The organism is Thermonema rossianum DSM 10300 (assembly GCF_000426825.1).
GTDB lineage: Bacteria > Bacteroidota > Bacteroidia > Cytophagales > Thermonemataceae > Thermonema > Thermonema rossianum.
Map to the genome: position 1 here is coordinate 1 of NZ_AUGC01000005.1, position 13,196 is coordinate 13,196.

The window sequence follows — 13,196 nt, forward strand, 5'->3', positions numbered from 1 at the left end:
ATAGAAGCTTGAAGAGGGCAATAAACATAAGCAAGAAGGGAAGGTGAGCTTTTTTTAAAAAAATAAAAAATTACTTGTGTGCTATTATTATTATTATTGCATTGTTCGTTTACGGGAGCTCCTACAATAAACGGACATGTTTGAAAAATGTGTAACCTTAAAAAAGTCAGAGTCATGAAGGTGAAATTGTTTTTTGCTGCCATTGCCTTTTTTGCATTATTTTTTGTCTCGAAAAGTGCAGTGCATTCATCGAGCGAAAAACATAAGTTAGCGGCAAAAACTTGTAAAGTGAAAATTGTAGTTATAAATGAAAATGGAGAGAAAAGAAAGGCAAAATGTAGAGCAGCTACTTGTAGCGAAGCGATGCTTTGTGCTTCACAAAAGCTATAATGGTACTTTGAAGTAAATAATAATAATAATGCTATGAAAAAGCTTCTTACTTGGTGGTTGGCTGCGTTACCGGCGCTGCTCTGGGCGCAGCCACCTATAAAAGTGGAGTATCTGGTTATAGAAGAGCCTACTTGGAAAAATCAAGAAAAGTTTCCTAAGCCCACTGACAAAAACTCACTGGAGGCTGTGCTATGGGGACTTCCTTCGGAGTGCCTCTATTGGGAAGTACATCCCGGGCTGGATTATGAGACTTGGAAGCAAGAGGAAAATAAACGAATAAGAGAAGAAATACAGAAACAGTTTCAAGAAGGGAAATTAGAAATAGAAGTTTCATATGATGTAACCAAACTTGTAGAAAGCAGAGGAATTTTCCTCCAAAAAGGAGGCAGATGTATAGATGTAGATACTACTAGAGGAAGGGGTATAGATGAATATGGGCAATATGCATACGAAGAGGTGATTCAAATAAATTGGCAACCTTATCCCAATGAAACCAAAGAAATCTTGGGGTTTAAGTGCTACAAAGCAGAGGGCGACTTTCGCGGGCGGCACTATATCGTATGGTATTGTCCCGACTTGCCCTATCCCTACGGACCATGGAAATTGCATGGCTTACCCGGCTTGATTCTGGAAGCTCATGACGATTTGAATCAAGTGAACTTTATAGTTAAAAGAATAGATATCTCTGCAAAGGCAGATGAAGAAGTACAGCAAAAAATAGCTTCTTTCAAAGCGTGGATGAAAAAGCCTCCTATTGAGATTATAAGTCAAGAGGAGCTTTTGAATTGGTTTAAGAAACACACTCGGAGAAAGCTGAGGAAAGACTTAGCTCAAGGGGTGGAGGTAGAGCTTGATTACAATCCCTATCGGGAACAGCAATTCTATGAGATAGTAAAGGAGGTGTTGAAAGCAAAGTAAGAGGCGTACACAAAAGAGACGACGGCTGTTGTCTCTTTTGTGCTATATAGTGGCTTCGAAGCACTTCTTCTTGAGAGGAGTATTTAAGCAAAAAAGAAGCCCTGTCGTGCTTACAAGCCCGTAGCATGGCTCAATTGAGGTCTCTTGCTCGCTTCGCTCGTTCGGGATAACAAGCTGTGTTTGATACGAAATAACAAGGGCAGCTTCTTTTAGATGCCATAAGAAGCAAAAGAGATTTCCCGCATGCGCTCGAAATGGCAAAGGAGGGGGCTAAATGACAAGGGGGAGCCCCGGAATGCTAAATAGAAGCTTGAAGAGGGCAATAAACATAAGCAAGAAGGGAAGGTGAGCTTTTTTTAAAAAAATAAAAAATTACTTGTGTGCTATTATTATTATTGCATTGTTCGTTTACGGGAGCTCCTACAAATAAACGAATATGTTTGAAAAATGTGTAACCTTAAAAAAAGCAGAGTCATGAAAAAGATTTTATTTTCTTTGATTTTGATGTTGGCAGTCAACGCCGGCAGTATGGCATCAAGTGTATTGTCTGAGAAAGAGGAAATAAAAGCACTTCCAAGTGTTGAGTACGGCTTTGTAGAAAAGTACTCTGAAGAAGAAAGCTGTACAGTGACAGTTACGCTTTCAGCTACGTTTTCCCTTTTGGGACAGTCCGTAACAGTTACCTCTTCAGCTAGTTGCACTGCTGATACCTGCGAAGAAGCAGGAGACTGTGCATCAGCCGGTGCATTACTCGGGTTGAAAGCTGCTAAAAAGTCACTTGCTGATGTATTCTAAGTATCTTGCCTTCTCCCTCTCTTTTGAGAGGGGGGCTTTTTACTAAATTAGTAATATTAATATTCGTGTAATAATAAAAAATATAATTTGGTGATGAGATGTTTAGTAATGCTATTTTTGTTAATTCCGGCGTGTGATCTCTTTGCCCAACAAACTGTACATGTGGAGTATCTGGTAGTAGAAGACATGAAGTGGAACAATGCCGATACCTTCCCCGAGCCTACTGATTTAAACACCCTGCATGCAGATTTGTGGATACATTCTTCGGGGCAGGTTTATCATGAGGTGAAAGAGGGCAAAACCGTCGATGAGTTAATTGAAGAGGAGTTGGATAAAGGCTTAGAAGAAGTACAAGAAAAAATGGGGAAGGAAATTGAAGCGGGCAATAATAATGTGCATGTTAATATCAATATCAACATTGAGGAAGGGAAACTGAAAAGAGAAACATGGTTGGTTTTTGAAGGTGAATATGTGGTTGATTTCGACACTGTCTCGCAAGAAAGGACTATGTTTGCTTCTTATCCTGCATATTGTGAGCCGGAGAGCGCTTTAAAAATAGCTTGGAAACTCTTCCCCAATCAGAAAAAGAAGATAGCCGGCTTTACTTGCTACAAAGCCGAAGGCGACTTTCGCGGACGACACTATGTGGCGTGGTATTGCCCCGACTTGCCGTATCCTTACGGTCCATGGAAGCTACATGGTTTGCCCGGCTTGATCCTGGAAGCTTATGACAGCAAAAGAAAAGTCAACTTTCTGTTCCAGTCCTACAGTTCTACCAAAGAAGTACAAAAGCAATATGAGCAGCTTAGTGGCAAAGTACCCCGCTTACCAAAAGATGACTGCATAGACCGTGAAACGTACTTGAAAGCTTTTGGTGAGGGCATCAAGCAATGGCGACGAAAACTAATCGCGACAATAGGGGCTTCGAGCGCAGATGTCTCAGTAAGAACGGATGAAGAAGTAAAAGAAATGTATAGAGAGAAGGATTATGCTGACTATATACCCAAATAAAAAAACTGAAAGGTGGAGAACGTATTTTGGGAAGGCTGCCGGCAAGTATGTCGCAGCTTAACCCGCAGAATCAATAAATTTATATAGAATAGAGGGGGAAGCCTTTTTTCCTTATGCTTAGAAGAAAGTAAGGCGAAAATAATTTCTACATCTCTACCTCTTTCGATGTTTTCTTTTGCTATATTCGGCAAGCTGGTAAGACAGAAGTCGAAGCCAAGGCGCTCTCATTAGTAGATAGGAGCGCCAAAATATAAAGAGAGTAAACTAACATGAAAAAATATATCGCTGTCTTTTTACTCTTGCTATGCTTTTTTTGGGGGGCAATGCCCACATATGCACAGCAGGTGAGGATACAGGGGCAAGTAATAGACACGCTTACCCGCGAACCGGTAGTAGGGGCTTATGTGCTTTTGAGCGACAGCAGTGGCGCAAAGCAATATGCCTATACCGTATCGGACGAAAACGGCTACTTTGAGATGTCCGCTGAGCAACAAGCAGAGGGCGGCTACTGGTTTTGGGTCATGAGCATCGGCTATGAAGAATACCGTGCTCGCTGGGACGGCAAGTTTTTTGTGCAGCTCCGGCTGCAACCTAAAAACTATGAACTGGAGGAAGTGGTTGTGGAAGGTGAAAAATATCCTGTAAAAATCGTGGGCGACAGTGCCATCTTTCGCAGCGAAGACTACCGCGACAGCACCGAGCTGACCGTTGCCGATGTATTGAACAAATTGCCTGATGTGAAGGTCGAAGCCGGCAAGATATATTACCGCGGTAAGCTGGTGGAGAACGTGTATCTGGAAGGTGACAACCTCACCGGTAGCTATTACGAACAGCTTATCAACAGCATATCGGCAGATTTGGTTGAGGAATTTCATTTTGTGGACCGCTTCGAAGAGGAAGAGGTACTGCGGGGCATCACTACTTCAAACAAACTGATTCTAAACCTGAAAATAAGCGAGCGCTTTCTTCATACATGGACGGGCAGTGTGCAAGCGCATGCAGGCAACGACTGGCGACGCAAAATCAACGCTTCAATGTTTTATATACGCCAACGGCGGGGGGGCGTTCAGGAAGGCGCCGGCAAAAAATACGACAAATACTTTAACCTCTTGCATCACAATAGCTTGGGCGAGACGGCAAGCAGCCAATTTGGGGGCTACGACTACCGCGACAACTTCTTGTATGTGCAACAACCCTTTACACAAAGTGCCACCGAATTCTACGGCATGAGCATCCCTTATATTTTCCCTAATACAACCGGCGGCAGCGTGGTATCCGACAACATAGGCTTGGTGAAATACCTCAACGATTCCTCGAAGGTGATTCTGTCCGGTTTTGGTTATTACAACGATTTGGGGTATCCGTTCACCTACAGCAGCGATTTCCGGGCAAATGACATCCGCTTTTCTACCGAAAGCCGCGACGACATACGCCAATACAGGGGAAGCATAGCCGGGCGATTTTTGTATGAAAACACGCTTTCACCGACCACAAGCATCAAATGGCGCTCGCTGCTCAACCGCCACCAGTTTGACAACCGCTTTTCCAACCTGTACTTCATAGACGGGCAAGCCAATGACTCGTTGTCGCGTCGTTCGCTCTTGCAGCACCAAGGGCAGGAGCACAGCCTCAAATGGGCAAAGCGTCTGCACAAGCGCCATGGCTTGGAGATGAACCTCTACTACCAAAGCGGGCAAATGGTAGATGAAATGCAGGTGGACGGCATCTTCGACCGCTATGGGGCTTGGCGGGAAACAGCGGAAGCCTTGTCCCGGGCGCGGCAGCAATTGCGTATCGAAGAAGAACGCATGGAAGGCAATATATTATGGCACTTCAAAGCAGCACGGAGAGACAGCCGCCGCCAATTGGGCATATGGTACAACCGCCACACGCAGCGCTTGGTGCCCCGGCTCTATTTCTTGAACGACGACCGCCAAACCGGCGACAGTTTGAGCTATAGCCCCCCGTACAGCTTGCAGAAACAGCAATGGATGGCACAGACCGAATGGATGGCAGGAGGCAAGCGCCTGAAAGCATTTTGGCAACTGCAGGCAGGCTTTGAGCAGGCAACACAGGTCGATACCTTTCGTACCCGCTATACCAACATCACAGGACGCCTGACGATGAGCCAGAACATTGACCTTCGGAGTCGCAAACAAAACAAAAATAAGGGCAAAACCACCCTGATTCTCACGCAAAAATGGGAACGCTTTACACCGGACTTAGCGACCGTGGCATCACCTTTATGGATGCGTGAGTTTCGTTCGGTACGCACCGGAGGCGCCCCCTTCCGGATAGTAAACCGCTATGGCGGTGATGTGCAATTGGAAACTCATTATCGCTTAAAAATAGCCTTGGGAGGACAATACCAAGACCATACCTATGCACAACAGTTCCTGCCTTCACCGGTTCTTTCACTATACAACCACGTGTTGCTCGATGACAGCTATCAATGGAAGACAAGTATAGACTTACCGGCTTGGTATATGGATTTCTTGCTGGCGGGGTTGGCTGTTAAGGCGAATTACTTCCAGACGACCGGCAGAAACCGCCTTGCGGAAGATGACCGCTGGTGGCAGAGTGAGCAATGGAGTGTGTCGGCAGCTTTGCGTTCTGCCTTCTTTGGCTTTTTCAATTATCGCTTATCTGCCGACCGCCGGCAAACGCGCACGCTGGTAAGAAGTGCAAGCACCGGTGCTTTCCGGAACGAAAACCTCATTCACCATCTACAGCTGGATACTTACTTCGACTTTTTCGACAAGCGGTTGCGTGTAGAATTGCAGCAACACTGGCTTCAGTTTAACGACTCGCCCGGAAGCTACTATATCGACTTTGAAGCTACCTGCTACTGGCACCCGAAACGCAAGTTTCCTGTATGGATAGAGGGGCGCAACCTGACCAACCTTTCCGGAATAGAAATTCGTAGTGTGAGCGATACAGGCAGCAGCTCCGCCCTTTATTGGGTGATGCCCGTTTACGTGACCATAGGCACACAGTGGAATTTTTAAATCCCGCTACCTCGAAAAGACAAGAAGGGACACAGGGTGATAAAAGAAGACCTCAAAGAGCAGGGCGCAAGCACAAAGCATAGTATAAGCTGTCATTTCTCACCTCACGCAGCCTGCCATCTCGAACAAGCGAAGCATAGCTTGTCATTTCGAACCGAACGCAGTGAGGTGAGAAATCTAAATTCCAACAAGCTACAAGAAGCAAAACAGATTTCCCACATGCGCTCGAAATGGCAAAGGAGGGAAGGAGGAAGGTTGAAAAATAAATAAAACGAAAAGAAAGAGGGGCAAGAAAACAGAAGCAGCCGGAGACGTATTGCTTTGCTTACTGTCTCTGCCCCCATTTTTTACCCTTTCAGGTCAGCATCGGAAAAGAGACCTTGGCGGCGGGCTTCCTGCAAAAAGAGCTCCGTCATTTCGCTTTTGAAGTTGAACTCAAAGCGTATGTCCATTACATAAGCCTTCAAACGCATCTTTAAATAAGGGCGCTGTTGGTTCAGCGTATGAAAGAAAAGCACGGTAATGGGCTTGTTCAGATAAATATACTGCGACGTTTGCGCTACTTCGGTGGCTATTTTACGCGCCAGTTGGGTGTCTATGTAGGGCGGCAGGAAGAGTTCGGCAACTACTTGGCAGTTGGGTTCACCTGCATTGGAGTTGATGATGGCTTCGTTCATAAGCTTGCCATTGGGAACACTCACCAGAGAGTCGTCGGGCGTGACAATGCGGGTAGAGCGCAAGCCGATTTCTACCACTTCGCCGTATTGCCCGCCTATTTCCACTTTGTCGCCTACTTTGAAAGGAGCATCTAAAAGGATTAAAATGCCCCCAAAGACATTTTGCAAAATATCTTGTGAGGCGAAGCCAACGGCAATGCCCAGCGAAGCCGAGATGGTCAGAATGGTTTCTATGGGAGGGGCAAAGACACCTTCTATGATGATGAAAAGCACGATGAGCCAGCCGAAAATTTTGATGATGGGCAACAAGCCTTTGACTTGTATGCGGTATTGGGCATTCCGCTCGGCAAAGCGTTCCAGCAAAGCAGAACTGAAGCGGATGATGAAATAGCCGCCCAACGCAAAAACTATAGCCCAGAATATCTTATGCCAGGCAAAGACTTTATGCAACGGCGGCGGGTTCTGAATGCCTTTGGATGCCTCTTCAGTTTGCTTGGCTTCTTCTTTCTCTTGAGTGACTGCAGGCGTTTGCAGCTGGAGCTGCACTTGCTGCGCTTCGATACGTATCACTGCCAAGCTGTCTTGGGCAGGACTTTGTTGGGCACGGGTTTGCGGAGTGGCTACCAGCATGCACAGCAGCCACAAGAAGGGAAGATAATATACGCGTATTTTCATGGTCTTTCGCATTTTTAATGAATGATATTGCGGCTTTTCAAAACTTGAACAATAGCCTGATAAAGGATGGGATGCAGGTGATAATATCCGTCGGGGCGTTGCAATACGATGCCGTCATCCATCAGTAGCAGCAGCAAAGTGTTGATTTCGCCGGCAGGCAGGCGCAAACAGCGGGCAAGCGTATCGCGATGGGCAGCCCCATGCAACAACAAAGCACGCATGACCAGAAGCTTTTGCATGCTTTGCTCTTTCAAAAACGAAAAGTGAATGCCTTTGAGCGAGGTGATATAAATAGCTTGGTCGTCGAACTGCTCGATGGCATTAATCCACAGCAACTGTGCTATGCGCAGATTCCCTTGTATAATGTTTTGAAGATCTTTAAAAAATTCATCCTTGAGCAGCGCTTGTTGCGCTTCGTGGTCAAGATTTTGAAACTTGCGACTCTGTTTTTCTACTGCTGAACTTTGGTAGCGCAGCTCGTAGCCGCTGATTTGGTGTTTTTGAAGAATCAATTTCTCTATTTCATCTTTCTTGAAAGCACGAAGATGAATGGGCGGGTAAGCCAAAAAGTCATTGACCTGCTTGGTTTTTTGCAAGTACTGCCAGCTGTAATCATGACAAGAGCCTATCCAGAAAACATTGCTGTTGGTTTGCGACATGATTTTGAGCTGCAACAATATGACTTCGAAACCGGTTACTTGCCTTGTGAACAAAAATTCCATGTTTTCGACGATAATACAGCAGCGAGGTGCTTGCATGAGTGCCCGGCAAAGTGCTTCCGGCGTGTCTTCTTCAATCGATAGCCCCGGCAGTGTTTTGTATGCATGAATCAACTCAATGGGGTGTTCTATGCGCTGCTGCAAGTCCAGTACGTGTACCGGCAGGTTTGAAGGCAGAATGTTGGCTTTTACGTAATTAAGGAAGGTGGTTTTGCCATTGCCGGCTTCCGCAGTGACAACGATGGGGGCAAAGCCGCCTTTCTGCCAGTTGTCAAATGCTTTTTTTACTTGCGATTCAGCTTCGGGGCGGGCTATGTAAAAGCGCCAGTTGTCCAGTGGTTGAGGCTCGAACAACTTGCGGTAGATAAAAGGAAGCGACTGCACACGTGCCGAAGCGGTTGCCAAAAAATCGGCAATGGGGATCTCCAGCAAGAGGGGGTTGTCTAAAAGCCCCAGGCGAATGGCTATTTTGTGGTAATACTCGATGACTTTGGTTTTGCCGGTTCGCCAAGCGGCCAGCAGATGGGCAGGCAGGTGCACAAGAAAATCCCATGCTTGTTGGCGGTAGTGGCGCAGACGCTCGCGGGCTTGGGCTTTGCGGATACGCAACTGCAAGCCCAGCAGGCGATCTATTTGCTCCATCTCCAGCAGGCGTTCCACGAAGCGCCTGTCTGCTTCTTGCAGCTTGTTTTGTGCCGCCCCTACTATCTGTTGAAAATCCATGCCGGCTTGGCGTATTTGCTCGGCGGCACGCTGCAAAGCGCCCGTCAGTACATCCTTTGCCGATACTTCTTCTTTTTCGTTTTGTAGCCGTTCGGTAACGGTATGAAAGTTGAACAGCACGGCCTCCCAGTTTTGAAGCAGGCGGCTTTCTACTTTGGTAAGCGCGCGTGCCAGCTCTGTTTTGACTTCTTTGAGTGCTTTACGGTAGGCCGGCAGGCTTTCATGTTGTATCAGTTGGTTGAGATTCACAAAACTAACTTTCTTGGCAATACCCCGCCGGAAGTTGATTTGTGGTATGAGGGGGCGAAAGAGTGTCTGTTTTTTAAAGAAATCATCCAGGTACAGTTCGTAGGCAGTGAGTTGTTCGCCGGGCTTGTGTGTGTCGAGCAATTGGCGGAGGCGTGATTCCATGTTTTGCCTTTCCGTTTGCAGGCGCACAAGCCATTCGTTGATAGCTTGTGGGCTTGTTGTTTGCTGCGTGCTGATTTCTTGCTCCAGCGCATGCATGAACGTGCAACTGCCTTCTATGCTTGTTTGGGCAAGGGCTTGCCGGAGCGCCTGCCAATGGTCAAGCAAATGGGCTTCCTGAAGCTTTATTTCGCAACTTATTTTAATGAGCGACTCATGTGTGCGCCAGTCGGAAAGCAGGGCAGTGGCAAGTCTGTTGTGGGGCAAGAGTGTTTTGCGGTAACGCTTATCCAGCCGGCGTTGCTTTCGCCGGAGGGCTGCTGTCCGGAAGCGCCGGTTCGAAAGCTCCCAAGTGCCTGCTTTGGCATACAAATCTTCGGCGAGGGTGCTGTGTTGCCGGAGCAGCTCTTGAGTGATATATTCGCTTTGCCGTTTGGCAAAGACATTTAGTGCTTCCAAAAGGGTCGCTACGTCTTCGGATGAATGGCCGCCGGTGAGCGGAAACAGTGCCTTGCTTTTGTCTATGCTCAATTGCTTGACAGCGGCAAACTGTTGATTCATCAGCTGAAACCACTCCACATAAATGGGCAAGAGCGCCTGCGGTAGTTGGTAGAGGCACACATGAGCAGCAATGCCACGAAGGGCAGTGCGCTGACGGCCATAGCCGATGCTTTGTTTTTGTTTGCGGAACAAATTGGCAATGCGTCGCGGCAAGCGGCTTAGCTGCCATCCGGTGCGCTTGAGTGGTTTTATGAGGTAAGCTATTGCGGGGTCGCCTGCTTGCACATAATAGCGCTCCCGTGCTTGGGTGTGCTCTACCATTTCGGGCAGTGTCAAAAGAACACTTTCCACGCGTTGTACATAAGCTTGCCGATCCCGGGAAAAAAACAACTGTTGCCGCTTCAGCCGCCGTTCTGTTTGTTGTATCAAACGGGCAAAGGCTTCTTTCTGCGTTTGCAGCTCTTTGTAGGTGGGTGCCGGAGTCCGGAGCAAGTGTTGCACTTGTTTCAAAAATTGTTCATGAGCTTCGATTTCGCCGTGCAACGTCTTGAAGGCATACTCATGAGCAGCAGAGACGGCTTGTTTGAGTTGTGAGGTATGTTTATTGCCTTGATCCATAGGCTGTTGCTTTTAGTTAAGGTGGCTTCGGTAAAAAGAGAAATAAACTCTTAAAAAATAAAAGTTTTTTGAGTGAAGACGGTGTGTTGAACACAAAGTCACCACATAAAAAATGAAAATACATAGAATGGAAGTCAGCAAGGATTATAGTCTCTTACACTGCTTGTTTGGTCTTTTCATTTAATAAAGCTGTACTCGATACTCATGCCGAAGCGGCTGCCCGGCGTAAGCGGTCATTGATGGCGCGCCCCAGGTGTTCTTCGGGCAGCAGGGGTGCCACCACTGCCTTGACAGGCAGCTCTTCTATTTCACGCAAGGCAGCAAACAGGCGTTGAGCCGCCTCCGTGTAATTGCCTTGTGGCGATAGAAGAAGTTGGTTTGCTACAGGCAGCACGGCAAGCGGTTCTTTGAATACGATGGCGCCCAGCTCCTGTGGACTATATATCCTGAGTGCGGCTTCCAGCGAAAGAAATACCTTTTTTCTTGGAGCATAATGAGCCGACAGCATGCCCGGGGCTTTGGGGTTGGACGAAGAGTGGGTTTGCAGCATCACCTTGCCGGCTACTTTTTCTATTTCTTCCAAAGGAATGCCGCCCAAACGAAGTACAATGGGTTTTTGCGTTTCTTCGTTCCACGCCACGATGGTTGACTCCAAACCAATTTGACTGCTGCCTCCGTCTAAAATATAGGGAATGTGTTCGCCTAATTGTGCCTCTACATGCCGGGCATTGGTTGGACTCACATAGCCGAAAGGGTTAGCACTGGGCGCTGCTACCGGAAAGTTGAGCGAAGCCAGCAGGCGGCGCGTGAGGGGGTGTGAAGGAATGCGCAGCCCTACCGTGGGCAAGCCGGCCGTGACAATGTCGGGTATTATGTCTTTTTTGGGGACAACCAAAGTCAGAGGTCCGGGCATGAAAGCCTCGGCCAGCTGCTGCAAGGGGGCAGGAATGGCGGCTATCCATTGCATGGCTTTTTCGAGCCGGTCGGTGTGCACAATCAGCGGATCGAAATGAGGACGTTGTTTTACCGCAAATATTTGCGCCACTGCTCCGGGATTGAGAGCATTGGCAGCCAAGCCATAGACGGTTTCGGTGGGAATGGCTACCAGTTGTCCGGCTTCCAAATAAGCACGTGCCTTCTCTATGTCTGTTCCTATCTCTGCCATGCATGTAGCTCTTGTTCGCTGCAAAGATACAGGATTTTGCATGAAAAAAGAGCGCCTTATGCATAATAAGGCGCCTTGGGATTGTTGGATACTTTGTTTTTATGGGATGGCTGTTTAAAGACAGGCTTCATGTCTCACGTAACTTGTCATTTCGAACCTCACGTAGCGAAGTGAGAAATCTCAATCTCGTAGCACCATGCCACAAGAAGCAAAAGAGATGTCTCGCTTGTGCTCGAAATGACAAAATGGATGCCCAAAATGATAAAGCCGTAAAGACTGAAAGGCAAAGCCTGTTTTCGTTTACACGCCCGTTTTATGGCTCAAAGCGGAAGCCGAGCACCGTCACATCATCCACCTGCGGAAGACTACCTTTCCATTCGTCAAAAGTGTGGGCAAGGCGCTCGGCTTGCATGGCAAAGGGTTGCCGGTGAATCTCTTCGATGAGGTTAACAAGGTTTTTGCTGTAGAAACGCTTGCCCGACTCACCGCCAAACTGGTCTTGAAAGCCGTCGGTGTAGAGGTAAATATGCATGGGCTCATATGGCAGGTTTATTTCTTCGAAAGAGGCTTCTTCCTGCTCATATCCACCGATGGCTTGCCGGCTGCCTTTCAACACTTCCACCTCGCCTCTGCGAATGATGAGGGCGCCCAGATTGCCGCCTGCCAGGCTTATTTTTTGTGCCTTGCGGTCAATACACAGCACTACGGCGTCCATACCGTCGCGTGAGACGGTTTCTTCTTGTCGCAGCCTTTCTATGATACCTTGGTTAATGAAAGAAAGGATTTGACCGGGCGCATGAATTTCACGGTCGTGTACCGCCTGGGCAATTAGGTTGACCCCCACCATGCTCATCATGGCACCGGGCACACCGTGTCCCGTGCAGTCGGCCACCACCACAATGGTCTTGTCTTCCCCATTTTCGGTTTTATGGGCTACCCAGTAGAAGTCGCCGGATACGATGTCGCGGGGGCGGTAAAAAAGCACATGCTCGCCAATGGTTTCCTGCAATTCCTGCTTGGAAGGAAGCATGGCTTCCTGTATGCGCTGGGCATAGCGTATGCTGCTTTGCACCTTTGCAAGCAACTGCTCTACTTCGGCGGTGCGCTCACGCACTTTCTCTTCGAGCGAGGTGTTCAGTTGGCGCAGCTCCTCAATAAGGCGCTCGCGTTCGTCGCGCAGGCGCAAGGTTTCAATGGCTTTTTCGATGATCATCTCCAGCTCGCCGCGGTCCCATGGCTTGGTAATGTACTGGTATATACCACTTTTGTTGACTGCCCGCACGATGGCCTCTATGTCGGCAAAGCCGGTTAATATCATGCGAATGAGGTTGGGATAGCGCTCTACGGTGTATTCGAGCAACTCCACGCCGGACATCTGCGGCATCTTGTAGTCGGTAATCAATATATGAATCGGATGTTCTTTGAGGATGTCGATGGCTTCCTGGGCTGAGGTGGCCGTATGCACCGTGTACTTACGCTTGAAAGCAGTTTTGAAAATACGCAGGTTGCTCTCTTCGTCGTCCACGTATAAAATATGGATGTCTTTATGCTTGTTTCTGTCTTCTTGCATAGCTCTTTAAAAACTTCT

General features: G+C 47.7%; 9 protein-coding genes. 5 read left to right on the forward strand and 4 right to left on the reverse strand.

Going from position 1 to position 13,196, the window contains the following annotated elements; translation table 11 throughout:
• Positions 1 to 174: 174 nt before the first annotated feature.
• From K384_RS03635 to K384_RS03655, 5 genes are all read left to right on the forward strand, one after another.
• Positions 175 to 390: a hypothetical protein gene (locus tag K384_RS03635; protein WP_038029549.1), complete on the forward strand. Its 216-nt coding sequence runs from the start codon at positions 175 to 177 to the stop codon at positions 388 to 390.
• A 33-nt stretch (positions 391 to 423) separates the two neighbouring features.
• Positions 424 to 1,308, forward strand: coding sequence for a GLPGLI family protein (locus K384_RS13265; protein ID WP_051633095.1), 885 nt, complete (start codon positions 424 to 426; stop codon positions 1,306 to 1,308).
• A gap of 474 nt (positions 1,309 to 1,782) precedes the next feature.
• A complete protein-coding gene (locus K384_RS03645; protein ID WP_038029551.1) occupies positions 1,783 to 2,103 on the forward strand; it encodes a hypothetical protein in 321 nt (106 codons plus the stop codon).
• A 162-nt stretch (positions 2,104 to 2,265) separates the two neighbouring features.
• Complete coding sequence (locus K384_RS03650; RefSeq protein ID WP_211245215.1) at positions 2,266 to 3,114, forward strand: GLPGLI family protein; 849 nt, start codon at positions 2,266 to 2,268, stop codon at positions 3,112 to 3,114.
• 269 nt (positions 3,115 to 3,383) lie between these two features.
• Positions 3,384 to 6,122: a carboxypeptidase-like regulatory domain-containing protein gene (locus K384_RS03655; protein ID WP_038029554.1), complete on the forward strand. Its 2,739-nt coding sequence runs from the start codon at positions 3,384 to 3,386 to the stop codon at positions 6,120 to 6,122.
• A 347-nt stretch (positions 6,123 to 6,469) separates the two neighbouring features.
• Here K384_RS03655 and K384_RS03660 read toward each other — a convergent pair whose 3' ends face one another.
• From K384_RS03660 to K384_RS03675, 4 genes are all read right to left on the reverse strand, one after another.
• Positions 6,470 to 7,474 (reverse strand): mechanosensitive ion channel family protein, encoded by a 1,005-nt coding sequence (locus tag K384_RS03660; RefSeq protein ID WP_245605275.1) that lies wholly within the window; start codon positions 7,472 to 7,474, stop codon positions 6,470 to 6,472.
• Positions 7,475 to 7,488: 14 nt separating this feature from the next.
• Positions 7,489 to 10,443 carry a hypothetical protein gene (locus K384_RS03665; RefSeq protein ID WP_038029557.1) on the reverse strand — a complete coding sequence of 985 codons (2,955 nt, stop codon included), beginning with the start codon at positions 10,441 to 10,443 and terminating at the stop codon, positions 7,489 to 7,491.
• Between the two features lie 202 nt (positions 10,444 to 10,645).
• Complete coding sequence (locus K384_RS03670) at positions 10,646 to 11,608, reverse strand: L-threonylcarbamoyladenylate synthase (protein WP_038029559.1); 963 nt, start codon at positions 11,606 to 11,608, stop codon at positions 10,646 to 10,648.
• A gap of 313 nt (positions 11,609 to 11,921) precedes the next feature.
• Complete coding sequence (locus K384_RS03675) at positions 11,922 to 13,178, reverse strand: response regulator (RefSeq protein ID WP_038029560.1); 1,257 nt, start codon at positions 13,176 to 13,178, stop codon at positions 11,922 to 11,924.
• Positions 13,179 to 13,196: the final 18 nt, after the last annotated feature.